We start from the raw sequence: 19,371 nt of genomic DNA on the forward strand, positions 1-19,371 counted from the left end.
GCGGCGATAATGGACAACCTGCCCATAGAGCCGATGCTCGTGGTCCTGGCCTTGCTGGTACTGTGGTCGGGGCTGTTCACCGCCATCGAAGCCGCCCAGCAACACCTGCTGACCCTGCGCACCGCTTCGCGCTCCGGCGACAAACCGCTGGCGCGCCTGAGCTTCCCGCGCGACAGCCTGATTCTCTGCAACACCCTGTGCCGGGTGCTGGCGGTCATCATCAGCACCTTGCTGGCGCTCCTGCAGTGGGCGGAAAACGGCCCCTGGCTGGCCTGCCTGATCGCCACCAGCGTGCTGCTGGTACTCGCCGACTACCTCCCGCGCACCCTGGCCACCCGTTATCCGGATGCGATCCTCAGCCTGGGCAATACCCTGCTGGGCGTGCCGCTGAAGATCATCTACCCGGCGGCCTGGCTGCTCCACAGCATCAGCCAGCTGTTGCTGCGCCCCTTCACCCGCAAGACCGGCGCCGTCAAGCAGAGCGAAGACGAACAGGCTGTCGACCCGGACGACGCCGAAGAACATGCCAACGGCCGGCCGCATCCGGTGTCGGGCATCCATGCCCTGGACAACATCACCGTCAATGACATCCTGGTGCCGCGCAGCGAGGTCGACGGGATCAACCTCGACGACCCCATCGCCGACATCATCGAACAGCTGCGCCTGTCCAAGCGTACCCGCCTGCCGGTGTTCCACAGCGATATCAACCAGGTCGAGGCGGTCCTCAACACCCGCCAGATCCGTCACCTGCTGCCGGATGCCAGCCTGACCCAGGAAGCACTGCTGGCGGCCTGCCACGAGCCTTACTTCGTGCCGGAAAGCACCCCGCTGCAGTTGCAACTGCTGAACTTCCACAAGCAGCAGCGCCGCTTGGGCATGGTGGTGGACGAGTACGGCGAAGTGCTGGGCATCGTCACCCTGGAAGACATCCTCGAAGAAATCGTCGGCGAATTCGAAAGCGAGCACAGCCTCGACAACCCGCATATCCATCCCCAGGCCGACGGACGTTTCGTGATCGAAGGCGCGGCCTCGATTCGCGAACTGAACAAGAGCCTGGGCTGGCACCTGCCCTGCGACGGCCCGAAAACCCTCAACGGCCTGGTCACCGAAGCGCTGGAGACCATTCCCGACAGCGCCGTTTGCCTGAAGATCGGCCGCTACCGCCTGGAAATCCTCGAAACCGAGGACAACCGGGTCAGTCGCGTACTGATCTGGCACACCAAGCCGCTCACCGCGCCCACCCTGTAGCCCTGTAGCCCTGTAGCCCTGTAGCCGCTGCCGAGCCCGCGAGGCTGCGATCGACCGCGAAGCGGTCGCAAACCCTGCATCCACCTTCTGCCTGACACACCGCGCAGGCAGACTTTGCGCCGGCTGCGCCGTCGAACGCAGGCTGCGCCAGCGGCTACAGGGCTACGGCAAGTCGCGCTTGTTTGATCGTTAGGGGCCTTCCTATAATCGATCCGCTTACCCAAGCCCCGCAGCACCCGCGTGCTACCCGCACCCAGCGGCTTCTGCCCTGCTCCGCCCGCTTCTGGCAGGCTTCGCTCCCACCCCGAGCCGCGCCCGCGCCAAACCCACATCCCTGGGTGTTCGACCATAATAATTCGCTCCCATGGAGCACATGACTGTCAGGGATAACCGCATGACGACCAGCACCACTTACAGCGCCTCCGTGCCTGCCCAGCCGACCAACTCCGCCAGCCGCGTGGCCACCGCCAGCTTTATCGGCACCGCCATCGAGTTCTACGACTTCTACGTGTACGCCACTGCCGCCGCGCTGGTGATCGGCCCGGTATTCTTTCCGCAGACGTCTGGCACCGCCCAGATGCTCTCGGCCTTCCTGACCTTCGGCATCGCTTTTCTCGCCCGCCCCCTGGGCTCGGCGCTGTTCGGCCACTTCGGCGACCGGATCGGCCGTAAGTCGACCCTGGTGGCATCGCTGCTGCTGATGGGCGTGTGCACCACGCTGATCGGCGTGCTGCCCGGCTATGACAGCATTGGCGCCTGGGCACCGATCTTGCTGTGCCTGCTGCGCTTCGGCCAGGGCCTGGGGCTGGGCGGCGAATGGGGCGGCGCCGCGCTGCTCGCCACGGAAAACGCGCCGAAAGGCAAACGCGCCTGGTTCGGCATGTTCCCGCAGCTGGGACCGTCGATCGGCTTTCTGGCAGCCAACGGCCTGTTCCTGACCCTGGCCATGAGCCTGAGCGACGAACAGTTCCGCTCCTGGGGCTGGCGGATTCCGTTCCTGCTCAGCGCCGCCCTAGTGCTGGTCGGCCTGTATGTGCGCCTGAAGCTGCATGAAACCCCGGTATTCGCCAACGCCATCGCCCGCCAGGAGCGGGTCAAGATGCCGCTGGTCGAGCTGTTCAGCCAGTACTGGCTGCCGGTGCTGCTGGGCGCTGCGGCAATGGTGGTGTGCTATGCGCTGTTTTACATCTCGACGGTGTTCTCGCTGAGCTACGGCGTCGCGACCCTCGGCTACAGCCGCGAAACCTTCCTCGGCCTGCTGTGCTTCGCGGTGTTGTTCATGGCCGCGGCCACGCCGCTGTCGGCCTGGGCCAGCGACCGCTATGGACGCAAGCCGGTGCTGATCATCGGCGGCCTGCTGGCGATTCTCTCCGGCTTCACCATGGAACCGCTGCTGACCCAGGGCTCGACCTGGGGCGTGGCGCTGTTCCTGTGCATCGAGCTGTTCCTGATGGGCGTGACCTTCGCCCCGATGGGCGCCCTGCTGCCCGAGCTGTTCCCGACCCACGTGCGTTATACCGGCGCATCGGCGGCCTATAACCTGGGCGGCATTGTCGGCGCCTCGGCGGCACCGTTCTTCGCCCAGAAGCTGGTGGCGATGGGGGGATTGAGTTGGGTTGGCGGCTATGTGTCGGCGGCAGCGGTGCTCAGCCTGATCGCTGTGCTGTGCCTGAAGGAAACGCGCAATAACGACCTGGACCAGGTCGCCTGAAAGAATGCTTCGCGAGCAAGCTCGCTCCTACAGGTTCAGCGCAACCCTTGTAGGAGCGAGCGGGCGGCGATCCGACTTGCCGCGATGTTTTTTACAGCTCTACAACGACCGCCTGGGAAGCGCGAGTCGCCTTGGCCCGCGCGGCCTCGATCGACTCGTCGCGCGCCAGGGCCACGCCCATGCGGCGCTGGCCGTTGACTTCAGGTTTGCCGAACAGGCGCAGGGCCGTATCCGGCTCGCTCAGGGCCGCGCCCAGGTTGGCGAAAGCGGTCTGGGTCGACTGGCCTTCCACCAGGATCACCGCCGAAGCCGACGGGCCGAACTGACGGATCAACGGGATCGGCAGGCCGAGAATCGCCCGCGCATGCAGGGCGAACTGCGACAGGTCCTGGGAAATCAGGGTCACCAGGCCGGTGTCATGGGGACGCGGCGACACTTCGCTGAACCAGACCTGGTCGCCCTTGATGAACAGCTCGACGCCGAACAGGCCACGGCCACCCAGGGCCTCGGTCACGGCCTTGGCCACGCGCTCGGACTCGGCCAGGGCTTTCGGGCTCATGGCCTGGGGCTGCCAGGACTCCTGATAATCGCCCTTCTCCTGACGGTGGCCGACCGGCGCGCAGAAGGTGGTGCCGCCAACGTGGCGCACGGTCAGCAGAGTGATTTCGTAATCGAAATCGATGAAACCTTCGATGATCACCCGACCCTTGCCGGCACGCCCGCCTTCCTGGGCGTAGTCCCAGGCCTTCTGCACGTCGTCGACGCTGCGCAGCAGGCTCTGGCCCTTGCCCGAGGAACTCATCACCGGCTTGACCACGCAAGGGAAGCCCAGGTCGTCCACCGCCTTGCGGTAGTCTTCGAAGGTGTCGGCGAAGTGGTAAGGCGAGGTCGGCAGGTCCAGTTCTTCGGCGGCCAGGCGACGGATGCCTTCACGGTTCATGGTCAACTGGGCGGCCCGGGCGGTCGGGATCACGGTGAACCCTTCGGACTCCAGCTCCACCAGGGTGGAGGTGGCGATGGCTTCGATCTCCGGCACGATGAAGTGCGGCTTCTCCGCCTCGATCACTGCGCGCAGCGCGGCACCGTCGAGCATGTTGATCACATGGCTGCGATGGGCGACCTGCATCGCCGGCGCATTGGCGTAGCGATCCACGGCAATCACCTCAACGCCCAGGCGTTGCAGCTCGATCACCACTTCCTTGCCCAACTCACCACAGCCACACAGCAAAACGCGGGTCGCGGTTGGCGACAATGGAGTTCCGATACGGGTCATCTGAAGGTCCTCAAAAAGGAGCGGATCATCGAGGGTCGCGCACCAGGCGGGCGGCCCATGGGGAAGAAAGCGCGGCATTTTACATGAACCGCGCGCTTTGGCCTCAGCTGGCGCACGCCGCCTTGCGCAAACGCCAGGCCATGGCCAGCCAGACCACGGTCACGCCGGCGAACTTCGACCCCAGCGCGGTGAGGATCACGCCCGGGGTCAACGCATCGATCAGGCCGAAAAAGATAAAGGTGTCCAGGGGAATGCTCAACGCCGAACTTATCCACAGGCGGTCGTGCAGTGGGCGCTTGGTGATACTGAACACCAGCCAGTCGATGCACTCGGAGACCGCGAATGCCGTGGCGCTGGCCAGGGCGATGGCCGGCTCGGAGGTCACGTAGGACAGTACCAGCGCCACCAGCATGGCGACGAGCGCGCCATGACCGAAGCGGGTTTGCACCATGTCCCGCAGGACGAACACCAGCCCACCCCAGGCCGACCAGATGATGTCCAGGTGCGGAGCGGTAGAAAAAGCGTAGTTGATCAGCACGACACTGCCGATATAGGCGATCAGGAAGAGCATGGGGCGAAAAGTACCTGTCAGTAAGGCGCACAGGGTACTTCAGGCGGATGGGATGGGCCAGACGGGAGCTGGCCCGAGATAGCCGTCTAGCCGGACTGGGTGCCGATCATCCACAGCACCCCGCTGGACTTGGCGCGCTCATGACACAGCGCCAGCACCTCACGGCGCTCGGCGTTGTCCATGCGGCTCCAGCGGGTGATCTCGCTCACCGTGCGCTGGCAACCGGTGCAGATATCGTCATCGTCCAGCGCGCAAATGCTCACGCAGGGCGAACGGACGGGTTTTTCGGGTTCGGTCATTGTTCTTGCTCGGCCAGATCGCGGGCGTAACGCTGGGAATTATGCACATAGTGCGCGGCGCTGGCTTCGAGCATCTTCTTCTGCTGCTCGGTCAGTTCACGGACCACCTTGCCCGGCGAGCCCATCACCAGCGAACCGTCGGGGATCTCCTTGCCTTCGCCGATCAGCGAGTTGGCGCCGATGATGCAGTTCTTGCCGATCTTCGCGCCGTTGAGAATCACCGCATTGATGCCGATCAGGCTGTAGTCGCCGACGGTGCAGCCATGCAGCATGGCGTTGTGGCCAATGGTCACGCCGGTGCCGATGGTCAGCGGAAAGCCCATGTCGGTATGCATCACCGTGCCGTCCTGCACGTTGCTGTTCCTGCCGATCAGGATCAGCTCGTTGTCGCCACGCAGCACCGCGTTGAACCAGACGTTGGCCCCCTCCTCCAGCTTAACCTTGCCCACCAGCGTGGCATTGGGTGCGACCCAGCTTTGCGGGTGGGTTTCGACACGGGCGTCGCCCAGGCGGTATTTCATATTGTTGTCCTCAAGGCCAGGCAGGTTCATATACACAGTGGGGGTCAGGCCATACGAGCGATGGCTTCAAATATTGATAAAGCTTTTGGGCGGTTGGTGCAGGCTGATCTGGGCGTCATACAGCAGGTTGATCAGCTCGACGATCATGATCGCCGTCAGGCCCCAGATCTTGTACTCGCCGAAGCGGTAGCTCGGCACGTACCAGCTGCGGCCCTGATAATCGATGCGGTGAGTATGCTCGCGCGGGTCCTGGCGGAAAAACTCCAGCGGCACGCTGAACACCGCGGCGATCTCGGCGTCATTGGCCAGGTATTCGACGTAATCGGGAATCACCCCGACATAGGGCGTGACCTTGATCCCGTGCAGGGAAATCAGCGGGCTCAGGGGGCCGATCACTTCCACCAGCCCCGGGGGCAGGCCGATTTCCTCTTCGGCTTCGCGCAGGGCGGTAAAAACCAGGTCGGGGTCTTCCGGGTCGCGGCGGCCGCCGGGGAACGCCACTTCGCCGCCGTGGGTGGACAATCCTTTGGCACGCAGGGTCAGCACCAGCTCAGGCTCGTCACTGCGGGTAATGGGCACCAGCACGGCGGCCTCGGGGAAACGTCGATCCGTCTCCAGCGGTCGCGGCGTATGGTTGCTTACCCGGTGCAGTAGCTCGTCCAGCATGAGTCTTCTCGATCTGTCGACTACCTTGCATCATGCACCAAACAAACCGACCGCCCAAGCCCCGATCCACGCCATGTCGCGTAACGACAACTTGCCGACAAAGCCCCGCGCACGCCAAGATAGGTGCAGCCTTTTCGGATACCCAGCATGAAATTCTGCAGCCAGTGCGGTCACCCGGTCACCCAGCGCATTCCCGAAGGCGATTCGCGCCTGCGTTTTGTCTGCGACAACTGCCAGACCATCCATTACCAGAACCCGAACATAGTCGCCGGCTGCCTGCCTACCTGGGGTACCCAGGTGCTGCTGTGCCGACGCGCGATCGAGCCGCGTCGTGGCTACTGGACGCTGCCGGCCGGTTTCATGGAGAACGGCGAGACCGTCGAACAGGCGGCGATTCGCGAGACGTTCGAGGAGGCCTGCGCCCGGGTCCGCAACCTGAGCATCTATACCCTGATCGACGTCCCGCACATCAGCCAGGTGCATGTCTTCTTCCGCGCCGAGCTGGCGGACCTGGATTTCGCCGCTGGCTCAGAGAGCCTGGAAGTCCGGCTTTTCGAAGAAGCCGACATTCCCTGGTCCGAGCTGGCTTTTCGCACGGTCGGGCGTACCTTAGAATGTTTCTTCGCTGACCGGCGGAACGAGGACTACCCCGTGCGTTCCGAGTCCATTCCGCCCCTGGCTCAGCCTGCCCTCACTTAAACAACAAAACGTACGCGGCACCTGTGTACTCTTAGGGATATCGTTTCATGCGCTGGTTGCTCGCTCTTTTCTGCTACTCGGTTATCGCGGTCTCCCACGCCTCCGCGACGGATACCCTGAACGGCAAGGTCATCGAAAAAGTCCTGGTCCTCAAGTCGGCCCATCAGTTGCAACTGATCAACGACGGCAAACCCATCAAGACCTACCGCATTTCCCTGGGTAAACGCCCCAAGGGGCCGAAGCTCATGGAAGGCGACAAGCGCACTCCGGAAGGCTTCTACTGGCTGGACTGGCGCAAGACCAGCGACCGCTTCAACCTGGCCATGCATATCTCCTACCCGAACATCAGCGATTCCGCCCGCTCGCGCCGCGAGGGCGTGGAGCCCGGCGGCATGATCATGATCCACGGCACTCCGGACAGCGAAGACTACCCCGAGCAGTACTTCCATACCCTGGACTGGACCGACGGCTGCATCGCCATGCGCAACGTCGACATGCGCGAAGTCTGGGGCCTGGTCCCGGACGGCACGATGATCGAAATCCGCCCCTGATTCCTCGCTGAAACGCCGCTAAAACACCTCCGTTACAAAAAAAATCGCAGGCCGCGCCGGCTTCGAAAGGTGAATACCAATTCCCGTTCGAAAAACCGCCGCCCCTGCGATTTTCGCATTCACGGCCAGACCGCCCTAATACCACTTCCCCAAACCATCCCCGCCAACGCCCATAAAGCGCCTGTTTTCGTGCGTCATCGTCACACTACTGGCGTTAACATGGTATTTAAGTGGTATTAGTTTTCGCCACATTACCGGGCGACAACAAACCAATAACGCATCGGAATCTCGACAGATGAACCACATCCTGGCCCTGCGCCCTGACGATACCCAGCCGACCCCGCTGTACCTGCAACTGGCGCGCAACCTTGAAGCCGCGATCCATGCCGGACAGTGGAAAGCCGAACAGGCCCTGCCCTCGGAACGCAACCTGAGCGAGATGCTCAATATTTCCCGCGTCACCGCGCGCAAGGCCCTGGAAGTGCTGTTCGAACAAGGCCTGATCCGCCGCAGCCAGGGCTCCGGCACCTTCATTACCCCGCGCCTGGAACAACCGCTGTCGCGGCTGTCGGGCTTCAGCGAAATGCTCCGCCTCAAGGGGTTCGTACCCGGTTCCCAATGGCTGGAGCGGGAAATCACCACGCCGACCCACGAAGAACTGATCCGCCTCGGCCTGTCGCCGAACGACAAGGTGGCGCGCCTCAAGCGCCTGCGCAAAGCCGACGACACGGTGATGGCGATCGAAATGAGCACCCTGCCGGCGACGATCATTGCCCAGCCGGATGCCGTGGGCGACTCGCTCTACGCCTACCTCGATGGCATCGGCCGCCCGGTGGTCCGTGCCCTGCAGCACATCCAGGCGATCAACGCCAGCGCCGAGTTCGCCGCCCTGGTGGGCATCACCCCCGGCACCGCGATGCTGCTGATGACCCGTGTCGGCTACCTCGAGGACAACACCCCGATCGAAGTCACCGACACCTATTGCCGCAACGACTATTACGACTTCGTCGCCGAGCTGCGTCGCTGAGCCAGGCCGCCGAGTCGCCAGGAACCCGTCCCAGAGAGCTGCCCATGTCCGAACACAACATCCTCACCCCACAAGGCTGGATTCGCGGCCGCCTGAACCACCGGGACGGCAAGGTCACCGGCATCGAAGGCAGCCCCTGCGACCCGGCGGACAACGACCTGCCCTACCTGCTGCCAGGCTTCATCGACCTGCATGTGCACGGCGGCGGCGGCAAGGACATCATGGAAGGCGCCCCGGCGTTCGAGACCATCACCCGCACCCACGTGCGTTTTGGCACCACCTCGCTGCTGGCCACCACCATGACCGCGCCGACCGAGGAGATCACCCGGGTCCTGGGCGCCATGGGCGAATACTGCGAACAGCGCCCCAGCGGCAGCGCCCGGGTACTCGGTGTGCACCTGGAGGGCCCGTACATCAACCCGGGCAAGCTCGGTGCCCAGCCCAATTTCGCCCACACCGCGCTGATGGCCGAAGTCGAGGCCTACCTGCGCCTGGCGCCGATCCGGGTGATCACCATCGCCCCGGAAATCGCCGGCCATGACGCGCTGATCCGTGCCCTCAGCGCCCGCGGCATCCGCATGCAGATCGGCCACACCCTGGGCAGCTATGAGGAAGGCGTGGCCGCGCTCGACGCCGGGGCCACCAGCTTCACCCACCTGTACAACGCCATGAGCCCGCTGCATCACCGCGAGCCCGGCATAGTCGGCGCCGCCCTGGCCCACGCCCAGTACGCGGAACTGATCCCCGACCTGCTGCACGTGCACCCCGGCGCCATGCGCGTGGCCCTGCGCTCGATCCCCTGCCTGTACTGCGTCACCGACTCCACCGCGGCGGCCGGCATGCCGGACGGCGAATACAAGCTCGGCAGCCACACCGTGACCAAATGCCTGGGCGGCGTGCGCCTGCCGGACGGCACCCTGGCCGGCAGCACCCTGACCATGGACCAGGCCTTGCGCAACCTGGTGAAGATCGGCCTGCCCCTGGCCGAGGCTTCGCAACGCTTGTCACAGTTTCCCGCCGATTATCTCGGCCTGGCCGAACGCGGGCGCTTGCAGGTCGGCAGCTGGGCCGACTGCGTGTGCCTGGACCGCTCACTCACACTGACCGCCGTGATGGTCGAAGGAGAAGACATTGACTTCAAAAATGCTTGAAGAGGCGCTGTCCGCCGCCGCGGCCGTCGAAGGCCAGTTGCAGCACCTGGACCCGCAACTGATCGAAGTCGCCGGGCGCCTGAACCGCCAGCCGCCGCAAGTGGTGATGACCGTCGCCCGCGGCAGCTCTGACCATGCCGCCAGCTATTTCGCCTACCTGACCATGCAGCAGCTGGGTTTCCCGGTCGCGTCCCTGCCGATGTCGGTGGTGACCATGCAACAGGCGCCGCTGCGGGTCAGCGGCCAGGCGGCGTTCGCCTTTTCCCAGTCCGGGCAAAGCCCCGACCTGGTCAACAGCATGCGCCTGCTGCGCAAACGCGGGGCCTTGAGCGTGGCCATGGTCAACGCCCAGGACACCCCGCTGGAAGCCGCCAGCGAGTTCTGCCTGCCGCTGCACGCCGGCGCCGAACGCAGCGTGGCGGCAACCAAGAGCTTTATCGCCACTCTCAGCGCCAGCGCCCGCCTGATCGCCCACTGGAAACAGGACGCGCAGTTGCTGGAAGCCGGCCTCGCCCTGCCCCAGGGCCTGCGCGAAGCCGCGACCCAGGACTGGAGCCCGGCCGTCGAGGCCTTGCGCGATAGCCAACGATTGATGGTGATCGGCCGTGGCGCCGGTTTCGCCATCGCCCAGGAAGCGGCGCTGAAACTCAAGGAAACCTCGGCGATCCAGGCCGAAGCCTTCAGCAGCGCGGAGGTTCGCCACGGCCCGATGGCGCTGATCGGCGATAACTACCCGCTGCTGGTGTTCGCCCCACGGGGAGCGGAGCAGGCCGGCCTGATCAGCCTCGCCGCCGACATGCGCCAGCGTGGCGCCCGGGTGCTGCTGGCGGCGCCGGACGACATCGTCGAACGCGACCTGACCCTGGGCCGGGCCGAACACCCGGCCCTCGATCCGATCCTGGCGATCCAGAGTTTCTACGGCATGGCCGCAAGCCTTGCCGAGGCCCGGGGCATGGACCCGGACCAGCCACGGCACCTGAGCAAAGTGACCCGCACCCACTGAGCCTTTCCTTCAACGGATGAGTACTGCGCCATGCACAACAACAATAAAGACCTGACGCTCGGCGCTCCCTTGAGCGGCCCGGTGCTCACCCTCGCCAGGGTGCCCGACCTGGTGTTTTCCAGCGGCGCCATGGGCGACGGGATCGCCATCGACCCGCTGAACAACACCCTGCACGCCCCCTGCGCCGGCGTGGTGGTGCATGCCGCCCGCACCGGCCACGCGGTAACCCTGCGTGCCGACAATGGCGCAGAACTGCTGCTGCACCTGGGCCTGGACACCGTCCAGCTGCAAGGCGAGGGTTTCTCCATGCTGGTGCAGGAAGGCGCCCGGGTCAGCAGCGGCCAGGCCCTGCTGCGCTTCGATCTCGACCAGGTCGCGCGCAATAGCAAAAGCCTGATCAGCCTGATGATCCTGACCAACGGCGAACACTTCCAGACCCTGCCCATCACCCTGAAATCGGTGAAAGTCGGCGAACCGCTGCTGCACATCGTTCCACGCGCGGCCAATACGGCCCAGGCAGAAGCGGGTGACTCCTCGACCGACGAGGTGGAAGGCCAGACCCGGGTCAATCATCGCGGCGGCCTGCATGCCCGGCCGGCCGCGCTGATCCGCCAGACCGCCCAGGGTTTCAGCAGCAAGGCGCACCTGCATTTCAACGGCAAGTCGGCGTCCTGCGACAGCCTGGTCAGCCTGATGGGGCTGGGGGTCGGCGAGCAGGACGAGGTGCGGGTCAGTTGCCAGGGCAAGGACTGCAAGGCCGCCCTGCTGGCGCTGCTGGACGCCCTCGCCACCCCGCTGGCCGAAGACACCCATGCCGCGGCGCCAGCGGTGAAGGCCGTCGCGCCCCAGCGCCCCGCCGAAGCCGGGGTGATCCAGGGCGTCTGCGCCGCCCCCGGGCTGGTCTGCGGGCCACTGTTTCACCTGACCGCCATGACCCTGCCGGAAGACAGCGGCGGTCACCCGCCACAGGAGCAACTGCAGGCGCTGGACCTGGCCCTGGACAAGGTTCGCAGCGACATTCGCGGCACCTTGGAGCACGCCCGGCAACGCAAGGACAATCAGGAAGAAGCGATCTTCGCCGCCCATCTGGCCCTGCTCGAAGACCCGGCGCTGCTGGACGCCGCCCGCCAGAGCATCGGCCAGGGACGCGCCGCCACCCACGCCTGGAGCGACGCCATCGGCGAACAGTGCGAGGTCCTGCTGCAACTGGGCAATGCCCTGCTCGCCGAACGCGCCAACGACCTGCGCGACCTGCAACAGCGGGTCCTGCGCGTCCTGCTCGGCGAGGCCTGGCATTACCAGTTGCCGGCCGGCGCCATAGTCGCGGCCCACGAACTGACCCCGTCCGACCTGCTGCAACTGAGCGAGCAAGGCGCTGCCGGCCTGTGCATGGCGGCCGGCGGCGCCACCTCCCACGTGGCAATCCTGGCCCGCGGCAAGGGCCTGCCCTGCCTGGTGGCCCTGGGCTCGGAGCTTCTCGATGTGCCGCAAGGCCAGCAAGTGGTGCTGAATGCCGACCACGGGCGCCTGGAACTGACGCCGGACAGCGCTCGTATCGAACAGGTGCGGCAGAACCATCTGCTCCGCCAGCAACGCCGCGAGCAACAACAGCAACAGGCCCAACTGCCGGCCAGGACCCTCGACGGCCAGGCGATCGAGGTCGCCGCCAATGTCGCCTCCAGCCAGGAAGCCCAGGGCGCCCATGCCAACGGTGCCGATGGCGTCGGCCTGCTGCGTACCGAGTTTCTGTTTGTCGACCGGCATACCGCCCCCGACGAACAGGAGCAGCGCCTGGCTTATCAGGCCGTGCTCGACGCCATGGGCGACAAGTCGGTGATCATCCGCACCATAGACGTGGGCGGCGACAAGCAACTGGACTACCTGCCGCTGCCGGTGGAAGCCAACCCGGTGCTGGGCCTGCGCGGCATTCGCCTGGCCCAGGCCCGCCCGGAACTGCTCGACCAGCAACTGCGGGCCCTGCTGCAGGTCAGCCCGCTGCAACGCTGCCGCATCCTGCTGCCGATGGTCAGCGAGCTCGACGAACTGCTGCATATCCGCGAACGCATCGATTGCCTGTGCGCCGAGCTGGGGATCAGCCAGCGCCCGGAGCTGGGGGTGATGATCGAAGTCCCGGCCGCCGCCCTGCTCGCCGAGCAACTGGCCGAATACGCCGACTTCCTCTCCATCGGCACCAACGATCTGTCGCAATACACCCTGGCCATGGACCGTGACCATGCCGGCCTGGCCGCCCGGGTCGATGCGTTGCACCCGGCGTTGTTGCGGCTGATCGCCCAGACCTGCGCCGGCGCGGCCAGGCATGGGCGCTGGGTCGGCGTGTGCGGCGCACTGGCCTCCGACCCGCTGGCGACGCCGGTGCTGATCGGCCTGGGGGTCAGCGAGCTGTCGGTGAGCCCACCGCAAGTGGGCGAAATCAAGGAGCGGGTCCGCCAACTGGACGCTGCGCAATGCCGACGCCTCAGCCATGAGCTGCTGAACCTGAGCAGTGCCTCGGCGGTGCGTCATGCCTGCCACCAACACTGGCCCCTGAGCTGAATAACAAGAACACCGGGAGACACGCCATGTACCAATTATTCATCGAAGGCCTGCAGCGCCTGGGCCGCGCCCTGATGCTGCCGATCGCGATCCTGCCGATCGCCGGCCTGCTGCTGCGCCTGGGCGACACCGACCTGCTGAACATCGCGATCATCCACGATGCCGGCCAGACCATCTTCGCCAACCTGGCGCTGATCTTCGCCATCGGCATCGCCGTGGGCTTCGCCAAGGACAACAACGGCACCGCCGGCCTGGCCGGGGCCATCGGCTACCTGGTGATGGTCGCGACCCTCAAGGTGCTCGATGCCAGCATCAACATGGGCATGCTCGCCGGGATCATCAGCGGCCTGCTGGCCGGTGCCCTGTACAACCGCTTCAAGGACATCAAGCTGCCGGAATACCTGGCGTTCTTTGGCGGGCGGCGCTTCGTGCCGATCGTCACCGGTTTCAGCGCCGTCGGCCTGGGGGTGGTGTTCGGCCTGATCTGGCCGCCGATCCAGCACGGCATCAACAGCTTCGGCCAGTTGCTGATGGAAAGCGGCAGCCTCGGCGCCTTTGTTTTCGGCGTGTTCAACCGCCTGCTGATCATCACCGGCCTGCACCACATCCTGAACAACATGGCCTGGTTCATTTTCGGCAGCTTCACCGACCCGGCCACCGGTGCCGTGGTCACCGGCGACCTGACCCGCTACTTCGCCGGCGACCCCAAGGGCGGCCAGTTCATGACCGGCATGTTCCCGATGATGCTGTTCGGCCTGCCGGCGGCGTGCCTGGCCATGTACCGCAATGCACTGCCGGAGCGGCGCAAGGTGATGGGCGGGATTTTCCTGTCGATGGCCCTGACCTCGTTCCTCACTGGGGTCACCGAGCCGATCGAATTCGCCTTCATGTTTCTCGCCCCCATGCTGTACCTGGTGCATGCCCTGCTGACCGGCCTGTCCATGGCCCTGACCAACCTACTGAACATCCACCTGGGCTTCACCTTTTCCGGCGGCGCCATCGACATGGCCCTCGGCTGGGGCCGCTCCACCAACGGCTGGCTGGTATTCCCGGTGGGCCTGCTGTACGCGGTGATCTACTACTTGGTGTTCGACTTCTGCATCAAACGCTTCAACCTGAAAACCCCGGGCCGCGAAGACACCCCGGGCACCGAAAAAACCGCCATGACCAACAATCAGCGCGCCGGTGCCTATATCCAGGCCCTGGGCGGCGCGGATAACCTGATAACCGTCGGTGCCTGCACCACCCGCCTGCGCCTGGAACTGGCCGACCGCAGCAAGGCATCGGACAGCGACCTCAAGGCCCTTGGCGCCATGGCCGTGGTGCGTCCCGGCAAGGGCGGCAGCCTGCAGGTGGTGGTCGGCCCGCTGGCCGACAGCATCGCCGATGAAATCCGCCTGGCCATGCCCAGCGGCGGCAAGCCACTGGAACAGCCTGGCCCTGCCGCCGCCTTCGAAGCACCGCCAGCGGTGAGCATTGCGCCCCAGGAAGCCGTGAAATGGCTGGACGCCTTCGGTGGCAGCGACAATGTGCTGCAACTGGACTGCGTGGCCATGACCCGTCTGCGGGTGCAACTGGGCGACAACAAGGCGCTGTCGGAATGCCAGCTGAAGAACCTCGGCTGCCAGGGTTCCAGCCAGCTCGACGATGGCGTCTGGCACCTGCTGATCGGGGAAAAGGCTGCGAGCCTGAGCCAAGCCCTGGATAGCCTGATCAACCGCAGCGAGGTCAGCGTCAAGGTCTGACCCTCTCCTGCCGGAGAGCAGGCACAAAAAAGCCCGCTGACCGTTACCGGTTCAGCGGGCTTTTTCATGGGCGGGGCCTTAGAAGTCTTCCAGACGCCAGACTTCATAAGCCGGTGTCTCGTAGGGATGGCTCTGCTTGAGGGCCATCACCACGCTACGGATCAACTCGTCGGCCACCACCAGCTCGACTTTCCATTCCTGCACCTGCTCGACCAGGCCGGTCTGCCCGAGAAACGGCTGGCTGCCGTCCAACGGGCGAAACTGGCCCTGGCCCAGCACCTGCCACGCACACTGGTCGTAAGCGCCGATCCGTCCGCCACCGGCGGCGAATACGGCGTTCTTGACCACATCCACGTGGCTGGGCGGGACGAAAAAACTGAGCTTGTGCACGGGTCTTAGTTCACCCACACGCGAGCGTTACGGAACATGCGCATCCACGCCGCATCTTCGTTCCACTCTTCCGGACGCCAGGAGTTCTGCACGGCGCGGAATACCCGCTCAGGGTGCGGCATCATGATGGTGACGCGGCCGTCGCGGCTGGTCAGGCCAGTGATCCCGCGCGGCGAGCCGTTCGGGTTGGCCGGGTAGCTTTCGGTGACCTTGCCGTGGTTGTCGACGAAACGCAGGGCCACGCAACCGGACAGGTCGGCTTCAAGCAGCGCTTCTGCGCTTTCGAATTCCGCATGGCCTTCGCCGTGGGCGATGGCGATCGGCATCCGCGAACCGGCCATGCCCTGCAGGAAGATCGAGTTCGACTCCTGGACCTGGACCATCGCCACACGGGCCTCGAACTGCTCGGACCGGTTGCGCACGAAGTGCGGCCAGAACTCGCTGCCCGGGATCAGCTCGTGCAGGTTGGACATCATCTGGCAACCGTTGCACACGCCGAGGGTGAAGGTGTCGTTGCGCTCGAAGAAGCCCTGGAAGGCGTCGCGGGCACGGCTGTTGAACAGTGCCGACTTGGCCCAGCCCTCGCCGGCGCCGAGTACGTCGCCGTAGGAGAAGCCGCCGCAGGCGACCATGCCCTTGAAGTCGTTCAGGTCGACGCGACCGGCGAGGATGTCGCTCATGTGCACGTCGATCGCGTTGAAGCCGGCACGGTCGAACGCCGCGGCCATTTCCACCTGGCCGTTGACGCCCTGCTCGCGCAGCACGGCAACCTGGGGACGCACGCCTTTCTTGATGTAAGGCGCGGCGATGTCCTGGTTGACGTCGAAGCTCAGCTTGACGCTCAGGCCTGGGTTGTCCTCTTCCAGCAGGACGTCGAACTCCTGCTCGGCGCAGTCGGCGTTGTCCCGCAGGCGCTGGATCTGGTAGCTGGTTTCAGCCCACTGGCGCTGCAACAGGCGACGCTCGCCGGCGAAGATATTCTCGCCGTTGAAGGTGATGTTGATATGGCCGTTGTTGACCGGCTGGCCGATCACCGCCACGCAGTCGCCCAGGCCGGCGGCGCTGAACTGCGCCAGCACATCCGGGGTTGCGTCCTGGCGCACCTGGATCACCGCACCCAGTTCTTCGTTGAACAGGATGGCGGCGATCTCGGCCGAGCTCTCGGCCAGGGCGTCGAGGTTCAGGTTCAGGCCGCAGTGACCGGCGAAGGCCATTTCCACCACGCTGGTCAGCAGGCCACCGTCGGAACGGTCGTGGTAAGCCAGCAGGTGACCGTCGGCGTTGAGGCCCTGGATCACCGCGAAGAAAGCTTTCAGGTCTTCGGCGTCATCGACGTCCGGGGCCTGCTTGCCGAGCTTGCCGTGCACCTGGGCGAGGATCGAGGCGCCCATGCGGTTCTGGCCACGACCGAGGTCGATCAGGACCAGATCGGTGGTGCCCTTGTCCATGCGCAGTTGCGGGGTCAGGGTCTGGCGGATGTCCGCCACAGGCGCGAAACCGGTCACGATCAGCGACATCGGCGAGGTCACGGTTTTTTCTTCGCCGTTGTCGTTCCAGCGCGTAGCCATGGACATCGAGTCCTTGCCCACTGGAATGGTGATGCCCAGCTCAGGGCACAGCTCCATGCCGACCGCTTTCACGGTGTCGTACAGCCGTGCGTCTTCGCCCGGGTGGCCGGCGGCGGACATCCAGTTCGCCGACAGCTTGATGTCGGAGATCTTGTTGATGCGCGACGCGGCAATGTTGGTCAGGGTTTCGCCGATGGCCATGCGGCCCGACGCCGGGGCGTCCAGCAGCGCCAGCGGAGTACGCTCGCCCATGGCCATGGCTTCACCGGTGTAGACGTCGAAACTGGTGGCGGTGACGGCCACGTCGGCCACCGGAACCTGCCATGGGCCGACCATTTGGTCACGGGCCACCAGGCCGGTGATGGTGCGGTCGCCGATGGTGATCAGGAAGCTTTTGCTCGCGACGGCCGGGTGATGCAGGACGCGCTCGATGCTTTCGCCGATGTCGAGGTTCGACGGGTCGAAATCGTCGCCCAGCTCGGCTTCGCGAACCACCGAACGGTGCATGCGCGGCGCCTTGCCCAGCAGCACTTCCAGTGGCATGTCCACCGGGCTGTTGCCGAAGTGGCTGTCCGTGACAGTCAGATGCGGTTCGGCGGTGGCTTCACCGACGACGGCAAACGGGCAACGCTCACGTTCGCAGATGGCCTGGAAGCGCTCGAAGTCGGCCGGGCCGACGGCCAGAACGTAGCGTTCCTGGGATTCGTTGCTCCAGATTTCGTGCGGGGCCATGCCCGGCTCGTCGTTTGGAATGTTGCGCAGTTCGAAACGGCCACCGCGGTCGCCGTCGTTGACCAGTTCCGGGAAGGCGTTGGACAGACCGCCCGCGCCAACGTCGTGGATGAAGCTGATCGGGTTCTTGTCGCCCAGTTGCCAGCAACGGTCGATGACTTCCTGGCAACGACGCTCCATTTCCGGGTTTTCACGCTGAACGGAAGCGAAGTCCAGATCCGCCGAGCTGGTGCCGGTGGCCATGGAGGAAGCGGCGCCGCCACCCAGGCCGATGAGCATCGCCGGGCCACCGAGGACGATCAGCTTGGAGCCGACGACGATCTCGCCTTTCTTGACGTGCTCTTCGCGAATGTTGCCCATGCCGCCGGCCAGCATGATCGGCTTGTGGTAACCACGAACCTCGTCACCGTGCGGGGTGGCGATCGACTGTTCGAAGGTACGGAAGTAGCCGGTCAGGGCCGGACGACCGAATTCGTTGTTGAACGCGGCGCCGCCCAGCGGGCCTTCGATCATGATGTCCAGCGCGGTGACAATGCGCTCAGGCTTGCCGTACGGCACTTCCCACGGCTGTTCGAAGCCCGGGATCTGCAGGTTGGATACGGTGAAACCGGTCAGGCCGGCCTTTGGCTTGGCGCCACGCCCGGTTGCACCTTCATCGCGGATCTCGCCACCGGAACCGGTGGATGCGCCCGGGAACGGGGCGATGGCGGTCGGGTGGTTGTGAGTCTCGACCTTCATCAGGATGTGCACCGGCTCCTGCACCGCGCCGTACTGGCGGGTTTCAGGGTTCGGGAAGAAACGGCCGGCGACATTGCCGACGATCACCGAGGCGTTGTCTTTGTAAGCCGACAGCACACCTTCGTTGTGCATCTGATAGGTGTTCTTGATCATGCCGAACAGGCTTTTTTCCTGGCTCTGGCCGTCGATGTCCCAACTGGCGTTGAAGATCTTGTGACGGCAGTGCTCGGAGTTGGCCTGGGCGAACATCATCAGTTCGATGTCATGCGGGTTGCGCTTGAGGCCCTGGAAGGCGTTGACCAGGTAATCGATTTCGTCTTCGGCCAGGGCCAGGCCCAGTTCGGTGTTGGCCTGTTCCAGCGCGGCGCGGCCACCACCGAGGATATCGATGGCGGTCAGCGGCTTCGGCGTGGCATGGCTGAACAGGCCGGCAGCCTGCTCCAGGTTGCCCAGCACAATCTGGGTCATGCGGTCGTGCAGAGTGTCGGCGATCAACTGCGCTTGCGCGTCGCTGAATTCACCGGCCACATAGAAGGCAATGCCGCGCTCCAGGCGCTGGATCTTGCTCAGGCCACAGTTGCGGGCGATATCGCTGGCCTTGCTCGACCATGGCGAGATGGTGCCGAAACGCGGCAGCACCAGGAACAGACGACCGGTAGGTTCTTGCACCGGTACGCTTGGGCCGTACTTCAGAAGGCGCGCAAGCACCTGCTGTTCGTCGCCGGTCAGGACGCCGGTAACTTCGGCGAAGTGAGCGAATTCAGCATACAGGCCACTGACAGCTGGAACCTTCTGGCTCAGTTGCTCAAGGAGTTTGCTGTGGCGAAAGGCAGAAAGGGCAGGAGCGCCGCGCAGGATCAACATCTTCGGGACAGCCTCGGGAAGGGGGTGTGCTTTGAGGCCGTGCATTCTAGCGTAAACCGCC

Annotated in this window: 16 protein-coding genes; 9 read left to right on the top strand and 7 right to left on the bottom strand. The window is 65.0% G+C overall.

What is annotated here, in order from left to right:
* The first annotated feature begins 9 nt into the window (after positions 1-9).
* Positions 10-1,248, top strand: a complete 1,239-nt coding sequence (locus tag J4E58_RS12595; protein WP_087091340.1) for a transporter associated domain-containing protein — start codon at positions 10-12, stop codon at positions 1,246-1,248.
* A 394-nt stretch (positions 1,249-1,642) separates the two neighbouring features.
* Positions 1,643-2,959, top strand: a complete 1,317-nt coding sequence (locus J4E58_RS12600) for an MFS transporter (protein ID WP_062823578.1) — start codon at positions 1,643-1,645, stop codon at positions 2,957-2,959.
* A gap of 91 nt (positions 2,960-3,050) precedes the next feature.
* On the opposite strand, the gene purT is transcribed toward J4E58_RS12600, so the two are convergent.
* From purT to J4E58_RS12625, 5 genes are all read right to left on the bottom strand, one after another.
* The gene (gene purT, locus J4E58_RS12605) at positions 3,051-4,232 is read right to left on the bottom strand and encodes a formate-dependent phosphoribosylglycinamide formyltransferase (RefSeq protein ID WP_087091339.1); all 1,182 of its coding nucleotides are present in this window, start codon (positions 4,230-4,232) and stop codon (positions 3,051-3,053) included.
* Positions 4,233-4,335: 103 nt separating this feature from the next.
* On the bottom strand, positions 4,336-4,803 hold the full coding sequence (locus J4E58_RS12610; protein WP_007927702.1) for a VUT family protein: 468 nt from the start codon (positions 4,801-4,803) through the stop codon (positions 4,336-4,338).
* A gap of 86 nt (positions 4,804-4,889) precedes the next feature.
* On the bottom strand, positions 4,890-5,102 hold the full coding sequence (locus J4E58_RS12615) for a DUF1289 domain-containing protein (RefSeq protein WP_007927703.1): 213 nt from the start codon (positions 5,100-5,102) through the stop codon (positions 4,890-4,892).
* A complete protein-coding gene (locus tag J4E58_RS12620; RefSeq protein WP_007927713.1) occupies positions 5,099-5,623 on the bottom strand; it encodes a gamma carbonic anhydrase family protein in 525 nt (174 codons plus the stop codon). The genes J4E58_RS12615 and J4E58_RS12620 overlap by 4 nt, the downstream gene beginning before the upstream one ends.
* A gap of 66 nt (positions 5,624-5,689) precedes the next feature.
* Positions 5,690-6,289: a CoA pyrophosphatase gene (locus tag J4E58_RS12625; RefSeq protein ID WP_007927715.1), complete on the bottom strand. Its 600-nt coding sequence runs from the start codon at positions 6,287-6,289 to the stop codon at positions 5,690-5,692.
* Between the two features lie 147 nt (positions 6,290-6,436).
* Between J4E58_RS12625 and J4E58_RS12630 the strand changes: the two genes are divergently transcribed.
* From J4E58_RS12630 to nagE, 7 genes are all read left to right on the top strand, one after another.
* A complete protein-coding gene (locus J4E58_RS12630; protein ID WP_087091338.1) occupies positions 6,437-6,988 on the top strand; it encodes an NUDIX hydrolase in 552 nt (183 codons plus the stop codon).
* A 47-nt stretch (positions 6,989-7,035) separates the two neighbouring features.
* Positions 7,036-7,539 carry a murein L,D-transpeptidase family protein gene (locus tag J4E58_RS12635; RefSeq protein ID WP_007927719.1) on the top strand — a complete coding sequence of 168 codons (504 nt, stop codon included), beginning with the start codon at positions 7,036-7,038 and terminating at the stop codon, positions 7,537-7,539.
* 295 nt (positions 7,540-7,834) lie between these two features.
* On the top strand, positions 7,835-8,566 hold the full coding sequence (locus J4E58_RS12640) for a GntR family transcriptional regulator (protein ID WP_087091337.1): 732 nt from the start codon (positions 7,835-7,837) through the stop codon (positions 8,564-8,566).
* 44 nt (positions 8,567-8,610) lie between these two features.
* Entirely contained in the window at positions 8,611-9,717 is a 1,107-nt protein-coding gene (gene nagA / locus J4E58_RS12645; protein ID WP_087091336.1) for an N-acetylglucosamine-6-phosphate deacetylase, read from the top strand.
* Entirely contained in the window at positions 9,698-10,720 is a 1,023-nt protein-coding gene (locus tag J4E58_RS12650) for an SIS domain-containing protein (RefSeq protein ID WP_087091335.1), read from the top strand. The genes nagA and J4E58_RS12650 overlap by 20 nt, the downstream gene beginning before the upstream one ends.
* Positions 10,721-10,750: 30 nt before the next feature.
* Positions 10,751-13,273: a phosphoenolpyruvate--protein phosphotransferase gene (gene ptsP / locus J4E58_RS12655; RefSeq protein ID WP_087091334.1), complete on the top strand. Its 2,523-nt coding sequence runs from the start codon at positions 10,751-10,753 to the stop codon at positions 13,271-13,273.
* Between the two features lie 26 nt (positions 13,274-13,299).
* Positions 13,300-15,018, top strand: coding sequence for an N-acetylglucosamine-specific PTS transporter subunit IIBC (nagE, locus tag J4E58_RS12660; protein ID WP_087091333.1), 1,719 nt, complete (start codon positions 13,300-13,302; stop codon positions 15,016-15,018).
* Between the two features lie 78 nt (positions 15,019-15,096).
* On the opposite strand, the gene J4E58_RS12665 is transcribed toward nagE, so the two are convergent.
* Together J4E58_RS12665 and purL are read right to left on the bottom strand one after the other, a co-directional pair.
* A complete protein-coding gene (locus tag J4E58_RS12665) occupies positions 15,097-15,408 on the bottom strand; it encodes a YqfO family protein (protein WP_087091332.1) in 312 nt (103 codons plus the stop codon).
* Positions 15,409-15,413: 5 nt separating this feature from the next.
* A complete protein-coding gene (gene purL, locus J4E58_RS12670; protein ID WP_009042309.1) occupies positions 15,414-19,310 on the bottom strand; it encodes a phosphoribosylformylglycinamidine synthase in 3,897 nt (1,298 codons plus the stop codon).
* Positions 19,311-19,371: the final 61 nt, after the last annotated feature.

The sequence above is a fragment of the Pseudomonas sp. FW305-25 genome, from assembly GCF_017351415.1.
GTDB lineage: Bacteria > Pseudomonadota > Gammaproteobacteria > Pseudomonadales > Pseudomonadaceae > Aquipseudomonas > Aquipseudomonas chlororaphis.

Bases quoted from the DNA above. Each gene is read 5' to 3' on its own strand.
- nagA (WP_087091336.1), top strand. From the start codon at position 8,611: ATGTCCGAACACAACATCCTCACCCCACAAGGCTGGATTCGCGGCCGC.
- J4E58_RS12595 (WP_087091340.1), top strand. From the start codon at position 10: ATGGACAACCTGCCCATAGAGCCGATGCTCGTGGTCCTGGCCTTGCTG.
- ptsP (WP_087091334.1), top strand. From the start codon at position 10,751: ATGCACAACAACAATAAAGACCTGACGCTCGGCGCTCCCTTGAGCGGC.
- J4E58_RS12625 (WP_007927715.1), bottom strand. From the start codon at position 6,289: ATGCTGGACGAGCTACTGCACCGGGTAAGCAACCATACGCCGCGACCG.
- J4E58_RS12630 (WP_087091338.1), top strand. From the start codon at position 6,437: ATGAAATTCTGCAGCCAGTGCGGTCACCCGGTCACCCAGCGCATTCCC.
- nagE (WP_087091333.1), top strand. From the start codon at position 13,300: ATGTACCAATTATTCATCGAAGGCCTGCAGCGCCTGGGCCGCGCCCTG.
- J4E58_RS12610 (WP_007927702.1), bottom strand. From the start codon at position 4,803: ATGCTCTTCCTGATCGCCTATATCGGCAGTGTCGTGCTGATCAACTAC.
- J4E58_RS12615 (WP_007927703.1), bottom strand. From the start codon at position 5,102: ATGACCGAACCCGAAAAACCCGTCCGTTCGCCCTGCGTGAGCATTTGC.
- J4E58_RS12640 (WP_087091337.1), top strand. From the start codon at position 7,835: ATGAACCACATCCTGGCCCTGCGCCCTGACGATACCCAGCCGACCCCG.
- purL (WP_009042309.1), bottom strand. From the start codon at position 19,310: ATGTTGATCCTGCGCGGCGCTCCTGCCCTTTCTGCCTTTCGCCACAGC.
- J4E58_RS12620 (WP_007927713.1), bottom strand. From the start codon at position 5,623: ATGAAATACCGCCTGGGCGACGCCCGTGTCGAAACCCACCCGCAAAGC.
- J4E58_RS12635 (WP_007927719.1), top strand. From the start codon at position 7,036: ATGCGCTGGTTGCTCGCTCTTTTCTGCTACTCGGTTATCGCGGTCTCC.
- purT (WP_087091339.1), bottom strand. From the start codon at position 4,232: ATGACCCGTATCGGAACTCCATTGTCGCCAACCGCGACCCGCGTTTTG.
- J4E58_RS12600 (WP_062823578.1), top strand. From the start codon at position 1,643: ATGACGACCAGCACCACTTACAGCGCCTCCGTGCCTGCCCAGCCGACC.